The following is a 21,452-nucleotide window of genomic DNA, read 5'->3' as shown; positions in this document are numbered from 1 at the left end:
AATTCTAACGAAAAAACCCGCGACAAGCGCGGGTTTCTTCTAAACGGGTAACACGACCTTACATGCGTTGCAGATCGCGTTGAGCCAACTGAGCGGCGGAGGTACCCGGATATTGGGCCACCACCTGCTGCAGAATGCCTTTGACCTTGTCGGTATGACCAAGGCGGCGCTCTACGTCAGCCAGCTTGTACAGCGAGTCCGGCACTTTAGCGTGCTTTGGATACAGCTGCGAAACCTTGGCGAAAGCCTGACCTGCACCTTGCAGATCGCCTTTGGCCAGATTGACTTCGCCCAACCAGTACTGGGCGTTGCCCGCGTATTGGCTGTTCGGGTATTTGCGCAGGAAAGCGGCAAAAGCCTGGCTGGCCTTGTCGAAATCCTTGGCTTTGATCAGGTCGAAAGCGGCATCGTAATACAGCTTTTCCTTGGCCGGATCACCCGGTTCGCTGCTTGCAGCAGGTGCCTGGGCAGCAGCCCCGGCGCCAGCAGCAGCACCGGCAGCAGCACTTGCATCGCCACCGGCAGAAGAATTCTCAGGAGTCGCGGCAGGTGCAACGCCGGATCCTATGCGCCGATCAAGATCCTGGTATCGCTCCAGGGATTCCTGCTTCATGCGCGCAACCTGATTCTGCAGTTCTTCGATCACGCCTTGCTGGCGAGAAATCTGATCCTGCATCTGTTGCAATTGGTTGAACAGCATGCCTTGTGCCGAGGCAGGGGCCGAAGCCGCTCCCCCGGCATAGGCGCCGTTCGTACCGTAACCTGCAGGCGGATAACTGCTCCCGCTATTGTTATAACCGGAGTTGTCATCGACCACAGGAACCGCAGCCCACGCCGCAAGCGGCGCAAGGCTGAGAGCCAGAACAGTTACAGCACGACGGCACGTTCGCATATCGAATTACTTACGCAGTTCGACGCGACGGTTTTGAGCCCAGGACTGCTCGTCGTTGCCGGTAGCAACTGGACGCTCTTCGCCGTAGGAAACCAGTTCCAGCTGAGCTGGGGAAACACCTTGCAGTACCAGGTAGCGCTGAACGGCTTTCGCACGACGCTCGCCCAGTGCCATGTTGTACTCACGAGTACCACGTTCGTCGGTGTTGCCTTCCAGAACAACGCGAGCGCCGTTTGCTTTCAGGTCTTTGGCGTGAACGTCCAGAGCGCGCATGGCTTCTGGCTTCAGGTCCGAGCTGTCGTATTCGAAGTAGAAGGTGGTGATTGCGCGCAGAGCAGCTTCTTCGCTCAGGGAACCGTCAACGGCACCAGTGTTTGCGCCGTAACCAGCGTTTGGATCAACAGCGCCTTCACCGGCGTTGTCGCCGCCTTTGGACGAGCAACCTACAGCTACAGCCATGGCCAGAGCCAGCGCAGCAAATTTACCAAACTTCAGCATTTCCATCGTGAAACTCCTAATGAACCCCAGTGTGTTAAGTAAAACGTGTAGCGCCCGCTCACTTCAGGTAAGGGGACCAGGACGGTTCTCTGACTTCGCCTTGAGCGGTAGGAAGCGGGAGCCTAACGCGTCCATTAATGGACACGAGCATCAAGACTCCCCGGCCCTGTTGGCGGGTGGCGTAGATTACCATGGTGCCGTTGGGCGCAACAGTAGGTGACTCGTCCAGAGTGCTATCAGTGAGGATCTTTACACTCCCTCGCTGCAGATCCTGAGCTGCCACCTTGAAATTGGTGAAGCCATCCTGACGATGGATCATCACCAAAGTCTTTTCATCAGCCGAAAGTTTCGGGTTGGCGTTGTAATTACCTACAAACGTCACACGCTCGGCACCACCGCCACTGGCGCTGGTTTTGTAGATCTGAGGCTTGCCGCCGCGGTCCGAAGTGAAGTAGATGGTCGAGCCATCCTTGCCCCAGTACGGTTCGGTGTTGATGCCTGGACCTGCGGTTACGCGGGTGATCTGGCGCGAAGCCAGGTTCATCACGTAGATGTCCGGGTTACCGTCCTTGGACAGTACGAACGCCAGGCGATCACCGTTCGGCGACCAGGCTGGCGCGCCGTTCAGACCTTCGAAGTTGGTGATCTGCTCACGGCGACCGGTGTCGATGTTCTGCATGAAGATGCGCGGGCGCTTCTGCTCGAACGACACGTAGGCGATGCGCTTGCCATCCGGTGCAAAACGCGGCGACAGGATTGGCTCACGCGATTGCAGCAGAGTCACTGCGCGGGCGCCGTCGTAGTCCGAACGCTGCAGGGTGTAACGGGTGTTCTTCTCGGAGAAGCGCTCAGCCGTCACGTACAGCAGACGCGTCGAGAACGCACCTTCAATACCGGTCAGTTTCTGGAACGACTGGTCGGAGATGAAGTGCGCCATGTCACGCAGTTGCTCGGTGGTGCCGGAAACACTGCCGTCAGCCACTTTCTGTTCGGTGGCCACGTTGAACAGTGCCCACTGCACCTGCAGGCGACCGCCGGCTGGCGCAATGCTGCCGACCATCATGTATTGAGCACCCACCGCCTTCCAGTCACGGAAGATGATTTCGCTCGGCTGGCTTGGCTGGCTGATCATGTTTTGCTTTGGAATCGGCGAGTAGTAGCCCGAGTTACGCAAATCGTTACCAATGATTTCTGCCATGTCGTCCGGCAGAACTGCACCGCCCTGCATACCGAACGGTACGACTGCGATCGGAGTAGCCCGGTCAGTGCCGCTGCTGATCAGGATGTTCTTTTCGTCTGCTACCGCTATCCCTGCAAGGCAGCAGATAACGACCAGCATTGATCGAAGAATATTTCTCACAAGCCTAAATCCTCAGGATTGAATGTCATCTTGAATGAACGATACGGAGCAAAATCAGTAGGGCTCAAGCCCTGCATTTCCGTCAATCGCCCGATGTTCTTAACGGCGGCTACCGCAGAAGCGTCAAAAGAAGCATCGCCGCTGGACTTTGTGACCGTAGCACCTGTTACGGTACCGTCCGGCAACATACTAATCCGCAGCTCCACTTTCATGCCTTTACGCGCCGAAGGTGGAAGATTCCAACCCTCCGAAACACGCAGCCTGATCAGGTCGTCGAAATCACCCGCCACGCTGTCGCCGAGTTCATCCGCCTTGGTCGCTGCCCGATCCGTCTTGTCCGAAAGCAATTCAGCCAACGCCTGGGCCTTTTTGTCTTCAGCCGACTTGCGAGCTGCATCCTGGGCCTTTTTCTTGGCAGCGTCAGCAGCAGCCTTTTTCTTCGCGTCTTCGGCGACCTTCTTTTTCGCCTCTTCAGCTTCAGCTTTCTTCTTGGCGTCTTCGGCGGCTTTCTTCTTCGCGTCTTCGACGATCTTTTTCTTGGCTTCTTCGGCAGCGGCTTTCTTGGCCTCTTCTTCAGCAGCCTTTTTTGCTTCTTCTTCAGATTTCTTCTTGGCTATATCAGCCAATTGTTTCTCTTCAGCCTTCTTGGCTTCGGCGGTCTTCTTGGCTTCGTCGGCTTTTTTGGCTTCGTCAGCCTTTTTCGCCTCGTCTGCTTTCTTCGACTCGTCGGCCTTCTTGGCTTCCTCGGCCTTTTGAGCCGCTTCCTCTTTCTTTTGTTCCGCCGCCTTCACAGCTTCCTGCTCGATCTTTTTCTGTTCGAGCTGTTCGACTTCAGTCTGGCGCGCGGCAGTTTTCTTCGCCTCACCCGCAATCTTCTGATTGGTCTGGGTAGTCGCCGGACTTTTAGATTTCAACTGGTACAGAGTCGCCTGGACAATCGGCTTGGCCGGCGGCAGCTCTGGTGTAAAGGCAAAACTGACGAACAGCATGCCGAACACCAGCACGTGCAGGACAATTGCCAGAACACTAGGCCAGAAGTAGCTTTCCGAGGCGGACGGCTCTCGCTGTTGCTGCATCAGGGGGCCTCGGTAATCAAACCAACATTACCGACCCCGGCTTTCTGCAGCCCGCCCATGGCGCCCATGACGGAACCATAGTCGACGGTCTTGTCACCGCGGATGAAGACCTGGGTACGCTTGCCGCCTTCAGTGCCGGCACGAATGATCTTGGTCACCGCGTCGGTCATTTGCGGCAGAGTCATGGCCCTGTCCTGTTGCTTCTCGGTATCGACTTCGCTGCCAAGGTTCCAGTAATAGGTCTTGTCAGCCTTGATCGAAATGGTCAGGACCTGAGTGTTGTTGTCCTGCGGCAAGGCTTCGCTGGAAACCTTGGGCAGATCAACTTTCACGCCCTGATTGAGCATCGGCGCGGTCACCATGAAGATGACCAGCAGTACCAACATCACGTCGATGTAAGGCACCACGTTCATCTCGGCAACCGGCTTGCGCTTTTTGCGAGCTCGAGCGATTAAAGCCATTGGAAATTACCTGCTTATTCTTCGCTGGTGTGCACTTTGCGGTGCAGGATCGCCTGGAATTCATCGGCGAAGGTGTAGTAGCGGCCCAACAAGGTTTCGCTGCGAGCGGCGAAACGGTTGTAAGCGATTACGGCAGGGATCGCGGCGAACAGACCGATCGCAGTAGCGATCAGAGCCTCGGCGATACCCGGGGCCACAGTGGCCAGGGTTGCTTGCTGGGCGCTGGCCAGACCGCGGAAGGAGTTCATGATGCCCCACACGGTACCGAACAGACCGATGTACGGGCTGACCGAACCGACGGTGGCGAGGAACGGCAGGCTCTGTTCCAGTTTCTCTTCTTCGCGGGAAATGGCGACGCGCATGGCACGGGCCACACCTTCCATGACCGCTTCAGGGTCGACACCTGGCTGCTGACGCAGACGGGAGAACTCCTTGAAGCCGGCACGGAAGATCTGCTCCACGCCAGAATCCGGATCCGGGTTGCTGCCCGCCTGACGGTACAGCTTGGACAGGTCGATACCCGACCAGAAGCGCTCTTCGAAGCTCTCCAGGGCACGTCGACCGGCACGCAGCAGATTGCTGCGCTGAAAGATCATGATCCATGAGGTCACCGATGCGGCCACCAGGGTCAACATTACCAACTGCACCACGATGCTGGCATTGCTGACCAGGCTCCACATGGAGGAATGGTCGACGACGTTAGCTTCCACGCTTTATCTCCTGCTTTGAGTGTGTACCCGGGCCGACCGCGTCGGCGAAGGCCGCACGCAAGTCTTCGGGAAGGGCCCGGGGTTTCAAACTGTTAGTGCGCACACAGGCCACCAGAAACTGCCCTTCACAGAGCAGCACATTATCCGTTGCCCGCCTGACCTGCTGTTTGAAGCGCAGGCTGACCCGGTTCAATTCGATTACATCAGCGCTTACCAGCAGTTCGTCGTCCAGTCGCGCCGGCGCGTGATAGCGCGCTTCGCTGGAGTGCACGACAAACAACAGGTCCTCCCCTGCCAGCTGCGATTGGGCAAAGCCCAGCTCGCGAAGCCGCTCGGTTCGAGCCCGTTCCATAAACTTGAGGTAATTAACGTAATACACGATGCCGCCCGCATCGGTGTCCTCGTAATAAACGCGACAACGATGTGCGAACGACTCAAGCCCGTTTTGCGCGCGCATACTCTAGTGCTTACTCCTCAGGTTGCCAATCCAGCCAGGCAACTGTTTTTCATGGTTTCAGGGCTTTACCGCAAAAGTACCGTCCTATGACCGTACAAACCCTGAATAAATCGACAAAAAATGTGTATCAATCGTCCACGGCATCGAGAAACTCGTCTGCCACGGGCATTTCACCCATTCGTGACGGGATGTTTAAACCAAAGTGCAGGTACGCATGGCGCGTCACCACCCTGCCCCGTGGAGTGCGCATGATGTAACCCTGCTGGATCAGATACGGCTCCAGCACATCTTCAATCGTGTGGCGTTCCTCACTGATTGCAGCGGCGAGGCTGTCGATACCGACGGGGCCGCCATCGAACTTCTCGATCATGGTCAATAGCAGGCGGCGATCCTGATGATCGAAACCGTGCTCGTCGACATCCAGCAGGTTCAGCGCCAAGTCTGCCACCGCTTTGGTGATATGGCCCTTTGCACGCACTTCGGCGAAGTCGCGCACACGGCGCAGTAGACGGTTGGCGATCCGCGGCGTGCCCCGGGCGCGGCGCGCGATTTCGAACGAGCCTTCCGGATCCAGCGGCAGACCGAGGATGGCTGCGGAACGGCTGACAATCGTCGCCAGATCAGCCGTGCTGTAGAACTCCAGACGCTGGACGATACCGAAGCGGTCACGCAACGGGTTAGTCAGCATGCCGGCGCGAGTCGTCGCGCCGACCAGCGTGAATGGCGGCAGATCGAGCTTGATCGAACGTGCGGCCGGCCCTTCACCGATCATGATGTCGAGCTGGAAATCTTCCATCGCCGGGTACAACACTTCTTCAACGATCGGCGACAGACGATGGATTTCGTCGATGAACAACACATCGTGCGGCTCAAGATTGGTCAGCAACGCCGCCAGATCACCCGGACGCTCAAGCACCGGCCCGGAAGTGCTCTTGATCGATACACCCATTTCCTGGGCGATGATGTTGGCCAGCGTGGTCTTGCCCAGGCCCGGCGGGCCGAAGATCAGCGTGTGGTCGAGGGATTCGCTTCGGCCACGGGCGGCCTGGATGAACAGCTCCATCTGCTCGCGCACGGTCGGCTGGCCGATGTAGTCGGCCAGGCTGACCGGGCGAATGGCGCGGTCCTGGACTTCTTCGCGCTCGCGCGGGCTGTGCGCGGCGGTGATCAGACGATCAGCTTCAATCACTTAAATCATTCCCTTCAGGGCGCGGCGGATCAGGTCTTCACTGCTCAAATTCTTGTCCTTGATGGCGGTAATCGCCTTGCTCGCTTCCTGCGGCTTGTAGCCCAGGGAAATCAGCGCACTGACCGCATCGTTCTCGGCGGTGTTGACCGGCGCCGGGCCATCCGGCTGGTTCGGCACGAGCGCGAACATGGCTGGCGTAGTTTCCCAGGCCTTGAAGCGATCCTTGAGTTCGACCAGCAGACGCTCAGCGGTTTTCTTGCCGACACCCGGCACCTTGGTCAACGCCGAGGTGTCCTGAGACTGCACGCAGCGGATCAACTCGTCGACTTCCAGACTCGACATCAAGGCCAGGGCCAATTTTGGCCCGACACCATTGAGACGGATCAACTCGCGAAAAAAGTCTCGCTCACGCTTGCCGGCAAAACCATAGAGTAATTGCGCGTCTTCGCGTACGACCAAATGCGTGTGCAAGGTCAGCGGTTCACCGACCGACGGCAGGCGATAAAGCGTGGTCATGGGCACTTCCAGCTCATACCCGAGGCCGTTTACATCCAGAATCAGGTGCGGCGGCTGTTTTTCAGCCAGGGTGCCGCGCAAGCGTCCAATCACGTTTCAGATCCTTGAGCGTTGGCCAGCCGTGGGCTGGCGACTGTCGAAAGGCGGATTTCGGGCCGACGACCCAGGCGCAAAAACCGGCTTTCAGGAAAATTGATGCTGATGCTATCAGAGACGCAGGCGCCCGCCACGACTGCGTGCCGTTCCCAGACCGTGCGGCAGCAGACTGGAACGTGTGTGCGCGTGGCAAATGGCAATGGCCAGAGCGTCAGAGGCATCGATTTGCGGCTTGCTGGTGAGTTTGAGCATGTGCATGACCATCATCTGCACCTGCTCTTTATTGGCGGCGCCGGTGCCGACCACGGCTTGCTTGACCTGCGTGGCCGTATATTCGGCGATCTCCAGGCACTCTTCCGCACCGGCGACGATCGCTGCACCGCGCGCCTGCCCCAGCTTCAGCGCCGAGTCGGCGTTTTTCGCCATAAACACCTTTTCGATGCCCATGGTCACCGGTCCGTAGGTCTGGATGATCTCGCGCACGCCGCGATAGACGATTTGCAGGCGTTCGTGCAGCTCGCCCGCACCAGTGCGGATGCAGCCGGATGCCACATAGATACAGCCGCCACGTCCGGTATCACGAACTATTCCGTAACCGGTGATGCGCGAACCGGGGTCGATACCAAGAATTAAAGTCATAACGCCTGCAGATTCGGTAAAAGCACGATTTTCAAATCAACCCATAACAAATGTGGGAGCGAGCCTGCTCGCGAAAGCGGTTTCATCATCAGCAACGATGTTGCCTGAAAATCCGCCTTCGCGAGCAGGCTCGCTCCCACATTGAATCGTAGCCGCTCTTAACCGAGCTGAGCGGCCACGTCTTCCGGAATATCCGCGTTGGAATAAACGTTCTGCACGTCATCCAGATCCTCAAGCATGTCGATCAGCTTGAGCACCTTCTCCGCACCTTCCAGATCCAGTTCGGCACTGGTGGTTGGCTGCATGACGATTTCCGCATCATCGCCCTTGAAACCCGCAGCTTCGAGCGCGTTACGCACGGCATAGAAACTGGTGAACGAGGTGAACACATCGATCGAACCGTCTTCGTGGCTGACCACGTCATCGGCATCGGCTTCCAGCGCCGCTTCGGTCAGTGCATCCTCATCAACGCCCGGTGCGAAGCTGATCTGGCCTTTGCGCTCGAACAAGTAAGCTACCGAACCGTCGGTGCCGAGGTTACCCCCGCACTTGCTGAACGCATGGCGCACAGCAGCGGCAGTACGGTTGCGGTTGTCGGTCATGCACTCGACCATCACCGCCACGCCGCCCGGGCCGTAACCTTCGTAGGTCAGCTCTTCAACGTTATCCGCTTCGGTGGCACCAGCGCCGCGCGCCACGGCACGGTCGATGATGTCGCGGCTCATGTTCGCGCTCAGCGCCTTGTCCAGGGCCAGACGCAGACGCGGGTTGGAACCCGGATCACCGCCGCCCTGACGGGCCGCAACGGTCAGTTCGCGGATCCACTTGGTGAAGATCTTGCCTCTCTTGGCATCCTGACGTTCTTTGCGGTGCTTGATGTTCGCCCACTTGGAATGACCTGCCATAACTCGCTCCGAATTCTCTTTGAAACGTTGCCCGCCCTGCTCATGCAGCGGCCAGCAAACAAAAAAATCTCGACCTGCTCTTTATAGAAAGAAAAAAGGCGCATCCGAAGATGCGCCTTCAGGCCCGTCTTACTCAGCCTTTGGCGTTTCGCGCAAACGAATGTGCAGCTCGCGCAGTGCCTTGGCATCCACCACACCCGGCGCTTGCGTCATGACGTCGGCAGCACTCTGGGTTTTCGGGAAGGCGATCACTTCACGGATCGACTGGGCGCCGGTCATCAGCATCACCAGACGGTCCAGACCGAAGGCCAGACCACCGTGCGGCGGAGCACCGTACTTCAGCGCGTCGAGCAGGAAGCCGAATTTCTCTTCCTGTTCTGCTTCATTGATACCCAGCAGACGGAACACCGCTTGCTGCATTTCCTTGCGGTGGATACGGATCGAACCGCCACCCAGCTCGGTGCCGTTCAATACCATGTCGTAGGCGCGGGACAGAGCGCCAGCCGGGTTGGCTTCCAGCTCTTCAGGAGAGCATTTCGGCGCGGTGAACGGGTGGTGCAACGCGGAGAAGCTGCCGTCGTCGTTTTCTTCGAACATCGGGAAGTCGACGACCCACATTGGCGCCCACTCGCAGGTCAGCAGCTTGAGGTCGTGACCGAGCTTGATGCGCAGTGCGCCCAGAGCTTCGCTGACGATCTTGGCCTTGTCGGCGCCGAAGAACACGATGTCGCCATCGACTGCGCCAACGCGATCGAGGATCACGTTGAGCTTGTCTTCAGGGATGTTTTTCACGATCGGCGATTGCAGACCGTCAACACCGGCAGCGCGCTCGTTGACCTTGATGTACGCCAGGCCCTTTGCACCGTAGATGCCGACGAACTTGGTGTAATCGTCGATCTGCTTGCGTGGCATGCTCGCCCCGCCTGGAACGCGCAGTGCGGCGATACGGCATTTCGGATCGTTGGCCGGGCCGCTGAACACCTTGAATTCAACTTCTTTCAGTTGATCGGCAACGTCGACCAGTTCCAGCGGGTTACGCAGGTCTGGCTTGTCGGAACCGTAGCGGCGCATGGCTTCTTCGAAAGTCATGTGCGGGAAATCGCCGAATTCCAGACCCAGCACTTCCTTGAACAGGTTGCGGATCATTTCTTCAGTCAGGCCCATGATCTCTTTTTCATCGAGGAAGCTGGTCTCGATGTCGATCTGGGTGAATTCAGGCTGACGGTCAGCACGCAGGTCTTCGTCGCGGAAGCACTTGGCGATCTGGTAGTAACGGTCGAAACCGGCAACCATCAGCAGTTGCTTGAACAGCTGTGGCGATTGCGGCAGGGCGAAGAACGAACCAGCGTGGGTACGGCTTGGCACCAGATAGTCACGCGCACCTTCAGGGGTGGCACGGGTCAGGATCGGCGTTTCAACGTCGAGGAAGCCGTTCTCGTCGAGGAAGCGACGGATGCTGGTGGTCATGCGCGAACGCAGACGCAGCTTCTCGGCCATTTCCGGGCGACGCAGGTCGAGGAAGCGGTAGCGCAGACGGGTTTCTTCGCCCACGTCGGAGAACTCGTTCAGCGGGAACGGCGGAGTTTCCGACTCGTTCAGCACTTCCAGTTCATAACCCAGCACTTCGATCATGCCCGACGCCATGTTGGCGTTGGTCGCACCGGCCGGACGCAGACGCACCTTGCCGGTGATCTTCACGACGTACTCGCTGCGCACGCGATCGGCAGCGGCGAAGCTCTCGGCGCGATCCGGATCGAATACCACCTGGGCCAGACCGTCACGATCACGGATATCGAGGAAAATCACCCCGCCGTGGTCGCGACGACGGTGAACCCATCCGCAAAGGGTAATTTCCTGGCCTTCCAGGCTTTCGTTCAGTTGGCCGCAATAGTGGCTGCGCATCATGATAATGGTTCGCTTCTCGTCATTCGATATTCGGTGGAGATCCCGTTGCTTTCAAAGCAATGCGGAAACTCACGCGTGTCGTTCAACCTGGGGTTGAACCCTAGTCAGATTTGTCGCCACCGGCCAGATTCTTCTTGGTCCCGGTCTTGAAATCGGTTTCGTACCAACCGCTGCCGCTGAGGCGGAAGCCTGGCATGGACAGCTGTTTCTTGAGCTCTGGCGCCTGGCAGGCAGGGCAGTCGACCAGCGGTGCATCGCTGATCTTTTGAATGGCTTCCAACTGATGACCACAGGAAGCACATTGGTAATCGTACATCGGCATGGGGGTGTCTCGGCGATCAGATTGCCACCGCGCGCAGGGCTTTGCGGCGAAAGAGCGGGATTATATCGATTAAATGCGGCCTGTGCAGCCGTAAGACTGCACAGGCCGAGACCTCGTTTGCAACCGGCGTTTCAGAGCGATTCGGCAACTGCTGCCTGCTTGACGCCGTTCATGACGCACACCACCCGCACCAGCGCGCTGAAATTTCTCACCCCGCCGTGACGCAGATGCACTTCGCGGTCAACGTGAGACAACAACGAGCTGATCGAACAGCAGTTATCTGCGGCCATATTGCCGAGGATGTTCCAGTAGACCCGCTCCAGCCGCAGACAGGTCGCATAACCGTTCAGACGCACGGATCGTGACGATGGCTGAACCAGTGCCATGTCGAACTCGCTGATGAACGGATCAACTTTCAACTCATGGGGCAAGCCGACAATCCTGTCGCCTCGCCTGTCTCCCTCTGCCATATCAGTGACACTCCTTTGCCATCTCTGCTTGTTTGAAAAGTCACATCCTGTGGCTTTCATAAAAGCGCAGACACAAAGTTATAGCCAGACGACTTATTGACCGACTCCGTAGGATAAGCCAACGACACAGGTAGGATTGCGGACAGCGCACGAGCCCCGCTGGCGGGCCCGCGCGCTAGGGGGATTACGCTTCCAGCAGCGAGCGCAGCATCCACGCCGTTTTTTCGTGAACCTGCATGCGCTGGGTCAGCAGGTCTGCGGTCGGTTCATCGCTGACCTTGTCGAGCAGCGGGAAGATGCCACGGGCCGTGCGGGTCACGGCTTCCTGACCATCGACCAATTGTTTGATCATGTCTTCGGCACTCGGCACGCCCACCTCTTCCTTGATAGAAGAAAGGCGCGCGTACGTGGCATAGGCGCCCGGCGCCGGAAAGCCCAATGCGCGAATACGCTCGGCGATCGAGTCCACGGCCAGCGCCAGCTCGTTGTATTGCTCTTCGAACATCAAATGCAGCGTACGAAACATCGGGCCGGTGACGTTCCAGTGGAAGTTGTGGGTTTTCAGATACAGCACGTAGGTGTCCGACAGCAGACGCGACAAGCCTTCGACGATGGATTTGCGATCTTCTTCACTGATACCGATATCGATTGCCATATTTACCCCCTAACGGCGATTGAATTCATCCAACAGGTGCAGACCCACTCTAGCAAGCCTACCGACACCCCGCAGCCCAGATCGGGTGCAGGTGCTGCGACAAATCGACCGACGCATGCCGCTGGCCGGGCTGATTTGAGTAGCCGCAGGCTTTGCTGTTAAATAGGCAGTGTGTCGCCATGCCCCATTTTTCGGGGCGTTGCGCATAGGCTGATGCCGTGAACGTGTCCACCGCCTCTTATTTTGTTCCGAAGCGAACCGTGCGCCTTCAGCTCTTCCTTGTGAGCCGTCATAAACGTGAGCCAATCAAAATGTTGAAAATCGTCCACCTGCTAATGGGCGCAGCGGCACTGCTGCTGTCGTTCATACCCAGCTTGAAATCCGAAGCCGTTCCCTACCTGCAACAACCCGATGCACTTTACCTGGCCTTTTTCGGCCTGCTGAACCTGGTGATTGCTCCAGTGATTCCTTTCTGGAACAAAGGCCCTCGTCAGCATCTGCAAAACCTGGTCAGCGCGCTGCTGGTACTGACCGTCGTCCTGCAAACCTTGACCCTGATCGCCCCGATGCCCGTCATCGCCGGTCAGCCAGCCGTGCTGTTCACTCTGGTGATCGCGCTGGTTGCCGTGGTCCTGCACCTGGCCGTCAGCTTCTATCGTTCTTCACCGGCTGCTGCTCCAACCAGCTATGACATGACCAATCGTGATACCGGTACCGTCAAGTGGTTCAATACCTCCAAAGGCTTCGGCTTTATCTCCCGGGATTCCGGCGATGATATCTTCGTGCACTTTCGCGCGATCCGTGGCGAAGGTCACCGCGTCCTGGTCGAAGGCCAGCGCGTGGAGTTCTCGGTAATGAACCGGGACAAGGGCCTGCAAGCCGAGGACGTGATCGCCGCGCTGCCGCGACGCTGATCCAGGCATAAAAAAACCGCGAGCAGCGTGCTGTTCGCGGTTTTTTTACGCCTGATGAAAAGTGCCTGCCTCAGTAATGTGGCGGTGGCGCCTCATCCTCGAAGGACTCGAACTGGCCGACCATCTCTTCCTGACGCTTGAGCAGCGCCGCCATCTGCAATTGCAGGCGCTCGACCACGCGCTGCTGCGCCACCAGCACGTCGTTCAACGACTGAATGGTGTCATCCTGAAACGCCAGACGACTTTCCAGATCGGTAACACGTTCTTCCAGATTCATGACTCAGTCCTCCACAAAGCTGAAATGCTCGGTCAACACCAGTCGCAACCGTTCGCGAATGGCAGCGACCTGCTCGGTACTGTAAGGCTTGGCCGGGTGTTTGCCCCAGACCGGCGCGGGCCAGGCTGCGTCGTCACGTTTGCGCACAATCACATGCATATGCATCTGACTGACAACGTTACCCAAGGTCGCGACGTTCATTTTGTCGGCATCGAACAGATCCTTGAGCAGCTCAGCCAGCGCGGTGGTTTCCTGCCAAAACTGCTGTTGATCGGCGACATCCAACTGAAACAACTCACTGATATCGTCGCGACGAGGCACCAGAATGAACCAAGGGTAATTGGCATCATTGGACAGCAGCAGTCGGCAGAGAGGGAAATCACCGATCGTCAGCGTGTCCTGTTGAAGTCGTGAATCTAAAGCAAACACTGCGCGCACTCCCGGCTGATCATTATTCAGCTTAGCGGCCATCCCGATGGACAGCGCACCAAGCGACAGGACGGCAGCATACCTGCGAATGCGCCAGCCTTCACGACGACGGTGAACCCCGTCGCTCTGCCAACGCCCCGAGATGTGACATTTGCGAGCGCGACGCACCAGCACGGAACCAACATCGACGTTCAGCGCAAAAAAATGACCAGAATCAGCAGAGACGTGCAGCGTCATGCCCCTGCAAGCTGTATGAATTCAGAACAGCTGCAAATTTTTTTGCACCAAAACCGCACAGTGCGTCTACGCTCACTGCGTCGGGCATCCGCCAAATACTCACTGGCGGGGTGAACCGGTAACGTTTTTGGATGTCACGCGCGTTTCTCGGCGTGACAACACCATAGGAGGAATGGCGTCAAGCAATGAAAAAATCAGGCTTGAAGCCCAGCTTTCACGAGGTTTTCACAAACGCAGGCGGGTGTTCAGAAAAATAACCGCAGCGAAATTGCGGTTTGTGCACGCTTGTTGCATTCGTACCCATATGGACTATAAGCGCACCACTGGAAGTGGATGCCTTAAGCCCCATAAGAACAGTGGCAGGGTTGCCCGATGGAGATTCAAGTGTTTTGCCAGGGACTCTTTTTTACCGATGCAAAAAGGCCCATAAACAGCGAGAAAGTTGTCAGTCCGGCTGCGTCGGTACTGTGAATTTGCGACATCCACCACGTCATTTGCGACACCGTCGTAAAGAAGCTGAAAGGTTGGAATAGCAAGTATCGCCAACATTGTCGGCGTGATATAAGTTTGCGCCGACACAAAAAGAAAGAGCCGCCCAGATAATAAAACAGGTGGGACGGCAGTACTCTTCTAAAACCAAAGGAGCAAATCACGATGCGCGTGATGAAGTGGAGCATGATCGCACTGGCAGTTGCTGCAGCCGCCAGTACTCAAGTGGCTACGGCCGCCCCGTTTGTTAGTGACCAGGCAGAAGCCAAAGGTTTTGTTGAAGACGCGAAACTCACCGAGACGTTGAAGAACTACTACTTCAACCGCGACAACAAAGACGGTGGCCATGATCAGAAAGACTGGACCCAGGGTTTCCTGGGTAACTTCACCTCCGGTTATACCCAAGGTACCGTTGGTGTAGGTATTGATGCTTACGGCTATCTGGCTTTGAAACTGGATGGCGGTGACGGTACTTCCGGTACTGGCAACATGAGCCGTAGCGATACCCTCAAGGCCAACGGCTATGCTCACGACGTCAACGACAGTCAGGGCAAAGCTGGCGCGTCCATTAAGTTCCGCGTTTCTAAAACCGAACTGAAATTCGGCGACATGCAGCCTAGCACCTCTCCGGTATTCGCTGTTGGCGGTTCCCGTATCCTTCCGCAAACTGCCACTGGCTTCCAGTTGCAGAGCAGCGAAGTGAAAGACCTTGACCTCGAAGCCGGCCACTTCTACTCCGGCTCCAGCCAGGACAAGAACGCCCGTGACGGCGGTCTGTACTCCAACTACTCTGGCGTAGAAGCCAACACGATCGACTACTTCGGCGGCAAGTACGGCATCACCGAAAACCTGAGCGCCTCGCTCTACGGTGCCAAGCTGGAAGATATCTGGAACCAGTACTACGCGAACGTGAACCTGACCACCCCGTTCGGTGGCGACACTTCGCTGAACACTGACTTCAACATCTATCGCACCACCGACACCGGTGACAAGGAGGCAGGTGACATCAGCAACACGACCTTCTCCCTGGCAACTGCATTGTCGTTCCTGAAGGCTCATACCTTCACCCTGGCCTTCCAGAAGGTCAACGGCGACACTCCGTTCGACTACATCGGCGTGGGTAAAAACAACCGTGGTGGCGACTCGATCTTCCTCGCCAACTCCATCCAGTACTCTGACTTCAACGGTCCTGGCGAGAAATCCGTGCAAGCCCGTTACGACCTGAAAATGGCCGAGTACGGCGTTCCAGGCCTGAGCTTCATGGTTCGCTACGTTAAAGGTTGGGATATCGACGGTACCGGTCTGTCTGCAAACAGCCAATACCGCACAAGCACTGGCGCACCGCTGTACGGTGAAGACGGCGAACACCACGAAACCAACTTCGAAGCCAAATATGTTGTTCAGTCTGGCCCGGCTAAAGATCTGTCCTTCCGCATTCGTCAGGCCTGGCACGTTGCCAACTCCGACCAAGGCGAAGGCGACGTCAAAGAGTTCCGTCTGATCACCGAGTACCCACTGAACATCTTGTAATCGTCAGTGGTTAGTTTGGAAGCATAAAAAAAGGCCCATCTTGCGATGGGCCTTTTTTATTACCTGTCACTTGCAATAATTGCCTGACCGACAAGTCAGGCAATTAATTAGCAACCTATCATTGTGTTGCCGATTCCTGCACCACGCGAATCACGCGTTGCGGAAAAGGAATATCAATACCGGCAGTCTTTAAACGATCACGCGACTGTTCGTTAAACATGAACATTACGTCCCAGTAATCCGCAGTTTTAACCCACACACGCAGGGAAACAGTGATCGAACTGTCGCCCAACGTCGAAATCACGGCCTGAGGTGCAGGATCCTGCAACACACGCTCATCCTTGGCCAGATCCAGCAGCACCTGACGGGCCTTCTGCAGATCGGCTTCGTAATCAACGCCTACATCAAATACGACTTTGCGAGTCGGCTGACGGTTGGTGTTAGTAATGATGCCGTTCGACAGGTTGCCGTTTGGCACGATGATGGTTTTGTTGTCGCCAGTACGCAGCACGGTGTGGAAAATCTGGATGCTGTCGACCGTACCCGATACGCCTTGCGCTTCGATCCAGTCACCGATACGGAACGGACGGAACAGCAGAATCAGCACGCCGCCGGCGAAGTTCGCCAGGCTACCCTGCAAGGCCAGACCGATGGCCAGGCCGGCAGCACCGATCGCAGCAACGAAGGAGGTGGTTTCAACGCCGATCATCGAAGCGACGCTGACAATCAACAGCACCTTGAGAATGATGTTCGCCAGGCTGCTGATAAAACCCTGCAGTGCCAGATCGGCATTACGCAAGGCCAGCAAACCGCCAAGCTTTTGCGTGACCTTGTTGATCAGCCACCAGCCGATGGCCAGGGTGATCACCGCCAGCAGCACACGGCTGCCGTATTCCATGATCATCGGGATCCACGCCTGGGATGCCTTGACCAGGTTGTCCACCTCAGCATTCAAATCCATGTTCTATCTCCTGATTTCCGGCTTCCCGGGCTGTAAAAAATCAGCGGCAGAAAGACCGAACCCGCTGGGGCTCAATCGTTTCTGCCGTTGCTTGGGCCTCGGACGCTGAAAACGCCGAGAGGTTCCCCGACCGGAAAGCTTAGTCGCGGAAGTTGTTGAACTGCAGGGGCATGCCGAATTCCTTGGCCCGCAGGGCCGCGATGGCCTCTTGCAGGTCATCACGCTTCTTGCCGGTCACGCGTACCTGCTCGCCTTGAATGGCGGCCTGCACTTTCAGTTTGGCGTCCTTGATGTGGCCGACGATTTTCTTCGCCAGTTCCTTGTCGATACCTTCCTTGAGCACGGCGTCCTGCTTCATCAGCTTGCCCGATGCGTAGGCGTCTTTGACCTCAAGGCACTGCACGTCGATCTTGCGCTTGACCAGCGCCAGCTTGAGGATTTCGATCATCGCTTCCAGCTGGAATCCGGCTTCAGCGGTCAGGCTGACGGTGAGGTCCTTTTCCTTGAACTCGAAGCTGCCTTTGCCTTTCAGGTCATAACGACGATCGAGTTCCTTCACGGCGTTCTCGACCGCGTTGGTGAGTTCGTGTTTGTCCAGTTCGGATACCACGTCGAACGACGGCATGTAATCTCTCCAATAAAAAGGCGCGCTCGATGTGGATGGAGCGCGCTTGGCTTGCGGTTAAAATCGGGCTCATTATAACGGGTCTTTTCCCACCGACACGGCGAGCCGCACATGCCTGTACGCAATCGAGCAAAAAACTGATGGCCACTCCCTGGCATATTCTCGGCGCCGGCAGTCTCGGCACACTGTGGGCCACACGTCTGGCTCGCGCCGGCCTGCCGGTCAGACTGATCGTGCGTGATGCCGAACGCTTGCAAAGCTATCAGGCTGCGGGCGGCTTGACGCTGGTGGAGCAAGGTGTGGCGAGCAGCTATGCGGTTCCCGGCGAAACACCCGACAGTCCCGAGCCGATCAGCCGTTTGCTGGTAGCCTGCAAAGCCTACGACGCAGAAAACGCCGTCGCCCGCCTCGCCCCACGACTGACAGCGGACGCCGAACTGATCCTTCTGCAAAACGGCCTCGGCAGTCAGGACGCCGTCGCCAACCGTGTGCCAATGGCACGCTGCATCAGCGCTTCAAGCACCGAGGGTGCATTTCGCGATGGCGACTGGCGCGTAGTGTTTGCCGGCCACGGCTTCACTTGGCTGGGCGACGCTGGCCATCCGGTCGCACCGATCTGGCTGGACGATCTCGACGCCGCGAAAATCCCCCACGAATGGAGCACCGATATCCTTACGCGGTTGTGGCGCAAACTGGCGCTCAACTGCGCGATCAATCCGCTGACCGTGCTGCACCATTGCCGCAACGGTGGCTTGCAGGAGCACCATTGCGAAGTCGCCACCCTGTGCGCCGAACTCGCCGAATTGCTCGAGCGCTGCGGCCAACCCGCCGCCGCCGACAACCTGCAACAGGAAGTCGAAAGGGTGATCCACGCTACGGCTGCCAACTACTCGTCGATGTATCAGGACGTCGCCAACCGGCGCCGCACCGAAATCAGCTATCTGTTGGGCCACGCCTGCAAAGTCGCCACGCGCCACCAGTTGAACCTGCCGCACCTCAATCGATTGCAGCAACGACTGGTCGCTCATCTGCACAGCCTTGGATTGCCCAGCGACTGAGCAGCGGCTACGCTGGCCACTTGTTCCTTTGCTGTGAAAAACCTGATGCCATTGCGCCAGCGTCTCGAAAACCTGCCGGTCGGCCAGAAACTGCTGGCCGCACTCCTGGTGCTGTTGACCACGGTTCTGCTGGTCGCCAACCTGACCTTTATCAGCGCCGCCTATTACATCTCCCAGGAAAGCATGGCACCGCAGGCCTTGCAGACCATCGGCCGGCTGATTTCCAACCCGAGCCTGGTCAGCGAAGCCCTGCAATCACCGCAAAGCGCCGAGCGCCTGCTCAAAGAACTCGACAGCTATTCACCACTGCGCGCCGCCGCATTGTATGACGGCAAGGGTGAACGACTGGCGCAAGTGCAGCGCGGCGAAAAACTCAGCCTGCCGGAACGCTATCGGCACATCGAAGCGTGGCAACTGACCGAGTTTCGCAGCAACCAGTTGATCACCCTACCCCGCCCCGGCACCGCGCCGGGCCATCTGTTGCTGGTGGCCAGCAGCGAGCTGCCGATGGCGTTCTACACCGGCACGCTGACCGCGAGCCTCGGTATCCTGATTTTCAGCGTGTTGTTGTGGCTGGTGATTGCCCGGCAGATCAAACGCCTGATCACCCGGCCGATTCATCAGCTTGAGGAATTGTCGCGTCAGGTGACCCGCGAAGAGAACTACGCCCTGCGCGCCTCACGCGGCAATCATGACGAAATCGGCAGCCTCGCCGAGGCGTTCAACACCATGCTGTCGCGCATCGAAGCCCGCGAACAGCAGCTCAAGCGCGCCCGCGACGACTCGCAAGCGGCTTACGATCAGGCTCAGGGCCTGGCTGAGGAAACCCGCCACACCAATCGCAAACTGGAACTGGAAGTCCAGGTGCGCAGCAAGATCGAAAAGAAACTCACCGGTTTCCAGAACTACCTCAACAGCATCATCGACTCGATGCCCTCGGCACTGATCGCCCTCGACGAGCAGCTCTACGTCACCCAATGGAATCAGGAGGCCAGCGCCCTCTCCGGCACGCGACTGGACGAAGCGCTGAACCAGCCGATCTTCCTTGCCTTCGAACCGCTCAAACCGTTTCTGCCGCAACTCAAGCAGACCGTCGAGCAGCACACGGTGGCAAAAATTGAGCGAGTTACGTGGTTCAAGGATGAGGAGCCCAAGCATTACGCGCTGACGTTCTACCCGCTGATGGGTGGTGCCGGGCGTGGTGTGGTGATCCGCATCGACGACATCACCCAGCGTCTGTCGCTGGAAGAAATGATGGTGCAGTCGGAAAAAATGCTCTCGGTCGGTGGCCTCGCCGCCGGCATGGCCCACGAGATCAACAACCCTCTGGGCGCGATCCTGCACAACGTGCAAAACATCCGTCGACGCCTGTCCGCCGACCTGCCGAAGAACCTCGAAACCGCCGAGCAACTGGGCATTGAACTGGACACGGTGAACCGCTATCTGCAAGGTCGCGAAGTGCCGCAACTGCTCGATGGCATTCAACAGGCCGGCGCTCGCGCGGCGAAAATCGTCACGCACATGCTCAGCTTCAGCCGTCGCAGTACCCGGCAAATGGCGCCGTGCGATCTGCCAGCACTGATCGATCAAGCCGTGGAAATCGCCGGCAACGACTTCGACCTGGCCATCGGCTTCGACTTCAAGGGCCAGGCGATCATCCGTCAGTTCGATCCGGCGCTCGGCCCGGTGCCGGGCACCGCCAACGAACTCGAGCAGGTGCTGCTCAACCTGTTGAAAAACGCCGCACAGGCTATTCACCAGCGCGAAGACGACAGCGAGCCGGGGCGAATCATTCTGCGCACCAGGCTCAATCCGCCGTGGGCCGAAATTCAGGTCGAGGATAACGGCATCGGCATGAGCGAGAGCGTGCGCAAACGCACCTTCGAGCCGTTCTTCACCACCAAGGAAATCGGTCAGGGCACCGGGCTTGGCTTGTCGGTGTCGTATTTCATCATTACCAACAATCACAAAGGGCAGATGGAGGTGCAGTCAGCACCGGGCCAGGGCACCTGTTTCACCCTGCGTCTGCCGTTGACGCCACCGCTGCCCATCGCTGCCGAAACCAATCCATTATCGAGGTAACCCATGGGCTTTCGCCTGTCGAAAATCTACACCCGCACCGGCGACAAAGGTGAAACCGGCCTGGGCGATGGCCGCCGCGTGCCCAAAGACCATCCACGCGTCGAGGCCATTGGCGAGGTCGATACGCTGAACAGTCAGGTCGGCGTGTTATTGGCCGGGTTGATTGCCGAACGCGACACGTATCCGGGACTGAATGAACTGATCGAGGTGTTGGCGCCTTGTCAGCATCGCTTGTTTGATCTCGGTGGCGAGCTGGCCATGCCGGCGTATCAGGCGCTGAATGCGGCGGAAATCGAACGCTTGGAAACGGCGATTGACGTGTGGAATGAGGAGTTGGGGCCGCTGGAGAATTTCATTCTTCCGGGTGGGTCGATGCTGATTGCGCAGGCACATGTGTGTCGCAGCCTGGCGAGGAGTGCCGAGCGGCGTTGTCAGCATTTGAATGCGATAGAGCCATTGGCCGGGGTTGGCCTGGCGTATATCAATCGGTTGTCGGATTTGTTGTTTGTGGCGGCACGGTTGATTGCGCGGCGACAGGGGGTTGCGGAGATTCTCTGGCAGCCGGCGGCAAAGCCTGCAGAAAAGTAGTGCCTTACAGCACGCCATCGCGAGCAGGCTCACTCCTACAGTTGACCGCGTTCTACCTGAAGTAACGCGGTCAACTGTAGGAGTGAGCCTGCTCGCGATGAGGTCAGTAGC

General features: G+C 57.8%; 24 protein-coding genes. 5 read left to right on the top strand and 19 right to left on the bottom strand.

Translation table 11 applies throughout. The annotated features are described in order from the left end of the window. Positions 1 to 58 precede the first annotated feature (58 nt). The 15 genes from ybgF to AC0ZWN_RS10230 form a co-directional block, all read right to left on the bottom strand. Entirely contained in the window at positions 59 to 892 is an 834-nt protein-coding gene (ybgF, locus tag AC0ZWN_RS10300; protein ID WP_007912724.1) for a tol-pal system protein YbgF, read from the bottom strand. A gap of 6 nt (positions 893 to 898) precedes the next feature. Then, a complete protein-coding gene (gene pal, locus AC0ZWN_RS10295) occupies positions 899 to 1,396 on the bottom strand; it encodes a peptidoglycan-associated lipoprotein Pal (RefSeq protein WP_003178634.1) in 498 nt (165 codons plus the stop codon). A 52-nt stretch (positions 1,397 to 1,448) separates the two neighbouring features. Next, on the bottom strand, positions 1,449 to 2,729 hold the full coding sequence (tolB, locus tag AC0ZWN_RS10290) for a Tol-Pal system beta propeller repeat protein TolB (protein ID WP_476335037.1): 1,281 nt from the start codon (positions 2,727 to 2,729) through the stop codon (positions 1,449 to 1,451). 17 nt (positions 2,730 to 2,746) lie between these two features. Then, the gene (tolA, locus tag AC0ZWN_RS10285) at positions 2,747 to 3,826 is read right to left on the bottom strand and encodes a cell envelope integrity protein TolA (RefSeq protein WP_095048213.1); all 1,080 of its coding nucleotides are present in this window, start codon (positions 3,824 to 3,826) and stop codon (positions 2,747 to 2,749) included. After that, a complete protein-coding gene (tolR, locus tag AC0ZWN_RS10280; protein WP_161806672.1) occupies positions 3,826 to 4,278 on the bottom strand; it encodes a protein TolR in 453 nt (150 codons plus the stop codon). The genes tolA and tolR overlap by 1 nt, the downstream gene beginning before the upstream one ends. 23 nt (positions 4,279 to 4,301) lie before the next feature. Next, positions 4,302 to 4,997 carry a protein TolQ gene (gene tolQ, locus AC0ZWN_RS10275; RefSeq protein WP_008080223.1) on the bottom strand — a complete coding sequence of 232 codons (696 nt, stop codon included), beginning with the start codon at positions 4,995 to 4,997 and terminating at the stop codon, positions 4,302 to 4,304. After that, positions 4,987 to 5,454 carry a tol-pal system-associated acyl-CoA thioesterase gene (gene ybgC / locus AC0ZWN_RS10270; protein ID WP_095048214.1) on the bottom strand — a complete coding sequence of 156 codons (468 nt, stop codon included), beginning with the start codon at positions 5,452 to 5,454 and terminating at the stop codon, positions 4,987 to 4,989. The genes tolQ and ybgC overlap by 11 nt, the downstream gene beginning before the upstream one ends. Positions 5,455 to 5,581: 127 nt before the next feature. Then, the gene (ruvB, locus tag AC0ZWN_RS10265) at positions 5,582 to 6,643 is read right to left on the bottom strand and encodes a Holliday junction branch migration DNA helicase RuvB (protein WP_007912736.1); all 1,062 of its coding nucleotides are present in this window, start codon (positions 6,641 to 6,643) and stop codon (positions 5,582 to 5,584) included. Continuing rightward, a complete protein-coding gene (ruvA, locus tag AC0ZWN_RS10260) occupies positions 6,644 to 7,252 on the bottom strand; it encodes a Holliday junction branch migration protein RuvA (RefSeq protein ID WP_034153418.1) in 609 nt (202 codons plus the stop codon). Positions 7,253 to 7,366: 114 nt separating this feature from the next. Continuing rightward, on the bottom strand, positions 7,367 to 7,894 hold the full coding sequence (gene ruvC, locus AC0ZWN_RS10255) for a crossover junction endodeoxyribonuclease RuvC (RefSeq protein WP_007962095.1): 528 nt from the start codon (positions 7,892 to 7,894) through the stop codon (positions 7,367 to 7,369). Between the two features lie 158 nt (positions 7,895 to 8,052). Next, positions 8,053 to 8,799: a YebC/PmpR family DNA-binding transcriptional regulator gene (locus AC0ZWN_RS10250; RefSeq protein ID WP_007912738.1), complete on the bottom strand. Its 747-nt coding sequence runs from the start codon at positions 8,797 to 8,799 to the stop codon at positions 8,053 to 8,055. A gap of 129 nt (positions 8,800 to 8,928) precedes the next feature. After that, positions 8,929 to 10,704, bottom strand: a complete 1,776-nt coding sequence (aspS, locus tag AC0ZWN_RS10245; protein WP_093430490.1) for an aspartate--tRNA ligase — start codon at positions 10,702 to 10,704, stop codon at positions 8,929 to 8,931. Positions 10,705 to 10,804: 100 nt separating this feature from the next. Continuing rightward, a complete protein-coding gene (locus AC0ZWN_RS10240) occupies positions 10,805 to 11,026 on the bottom strand; it encodes an FmdB family zinc ribbon protein (RefSeq protein WP_093430491.1) in 222 nt (73 codons plus the stop codon). Positions 11,027 to 11,157: 131 nt separating this feature from the next. Then, complete coding sequence (locus AC0ZWN_RS10235) at positions 11,158 to 11,496, bottom strand: ribbon-helix-helix domain-containing protein (RefSeq protein WP_258708716.1); 339 nt, start codon at positions 11,494 to 11,496, stop codon at positions 11,158 to 11,160. Positions 11,497 to 11,680: 184 nt separating this feature from the next. Continuing rightward, positions 11,681 to 12,151 carry a Dps family protein gene (locus tag AC0ZWN_RS10230; protein ID WP_038366640.1) on the bottom strand — a complete coding sequence of 157 codons (471 nt, stop codon included), beginning with the start codon at positions 12,149 to 12,151 and terminating at the stop codon, positions 11,681 to 11,683. Positions 12,152 to 12,462: 311 nt separating this feature from the next. On the opposite strand from AC0ZWN_RS10230, the gene AC0ZWN_RS10225 reads away from it, so the two are divergent. After that, positions 12,463 to 13,065, top strand: a complete 603-nt coding sequence (locus AC0ZWN_RS10225; RefSeq protein ID WP_007912746.1) for a cold-shock protein — start codon at positions 12,463 to 12,465, stop codon at positions 13,063 to 13,065. A 70-nt stretch (positions 13,066 to 13,135) separates the two neighbouring features. On the opposite strand, the gene AC0ZWN_RS10220 is transcribed toward AC0ZWN_RS10225, so the two are convergent. Both AC0ZWN_RS10220 and AC0ZWN_RS10215 read right to left on the bottom strand, forming a co-directional pair. Further along, entirely contained in the window at positions 13,136 to 13,342 is a 207-nt protein-coding gene (locus tag AC0ZWN_RS10220; protein ID WP_093430493.1) for a SlyX family protein, read from the bottom strand. A 3-nt stretch (positions 13,343 to 13,345) separates the two neighbouring features. Beyond that, on the bottom strand, positions 13,346 to 13,771 hold the full coding sequence (locus AC0ZWN_RS10215) for an HIT domain-containing protein (protein ID WP_093430702.1): 426 nt from the start codon (positions 13,769 to 13,771) through the stop codon (positions 13,346 to 13,348). 891 nt (positions 13,772 to 14,662) lie between these two features. On the opposite strand from AC0ZWN_RS10215, the gene AC0ZWN_RS10210 reads away from it, so the two are divergent. Then, positions 14,663 to 16,027 (top strand): OprD family porin, encoded by a 1,365-nt coding sequence (locus AC0ZWN_RS10210; RefSeq protein ID WP_258708718.1) that lies wholly within the window; start codon positions 14,663 to 14,665, stop codon positions 16,025 to 16,027. A 118-nt stretch (positions 16,028 to 16,145) separates the two neighbouring features. Here the strand turns inward: AC0ZWN_RS10210 and AC0ZWN_RS10205 are convergent, their stop codons facing one another. Beyond that, on the bottom strand, positions 16,146 to 16,988 hold the full coding sequence (locus tag AC0ZWN_RS10205; RefSeq protein WP_034153426.1) for a mechanosensitive ion channel family protein: 843 nt from the start codon (positions 16,986 to 16,988) through the stop codon (positions 16,146 to 16,148). Between the two features lie 139 nt (positions 16,989 to 17,127). Further along, positions 17,128 to 17,613, bottom strand: coding sequence for a YajQ family cyclic di-GMP-binding protein (locus tag AC0ZWN_RS10200; protein ID WP_007912755.1), 486 nt, complete (start codon positions 17,611 to 17,613; stop codon positions 17,128 to 17,130). Between the two features lie 140 nt (positions 17,614 to 17,753). Between AC0ZWN_RS10200 and AC0ZWN_RS10195 the strand changes: the two genes are divergently transcribed. Genes AC0ZWN_RS10195 through AC0ZWN_RS10185 form a run of 3 tightly spaced genes read left to right on the top strand, consistent with a single transcriptional unit; the run spans position 17,754 to position 21,341 of the window. Continuing rightward, positions 17,754 to 18,671: a putative 2-dehydropantoate 2-reductase gene (locus AC0ZWN_RS10195; protein WP_476334959.1), complete on the top strand. Its 918-nt coding sequence runs from the start codon at positions 17,754 to 17,756 to the stop codon at positions 18,669 to 18,671. A 45-nt stretch (positions 18,672 to 18,716) separates the two neighbouring features. Further along, complete coding sequence (locus AC0ZWN_RS10190; RefSeq protein WP_476334958.1) at positions 18,717 to 20,753, top strand: sensor histidine kinase; 2,037 nt, start codon at positions 18,717 to 18,719, stop codon at positions 20,751 to 20,753. 3 nt (positions 20,754 to 20,756) lie between these two features. Next, positions 20,757 to 21,341: a cob(I)yrinic acid a,c-diamide adenosyltransferase gene (locus AC0ZWN_RS10185; RefSeq protein WP_476334956.1), complete on the top strand. Its 585-nt coding sequence runs from the start codon at positions 20,757 to 20,759 to the stop codon at positions 21,339 to 21,341. Positions 21,342 to 21,452: the final 111 nt, after the last annotated feature.

Source organism: Pseudomonas sp. 3B-A001-10F (assembly GCF_056313565.1).
Note: the sequence above shows the minus strand (reverse complement) of the source record. Positions and strands in the feature narration are given on the sequence as shown.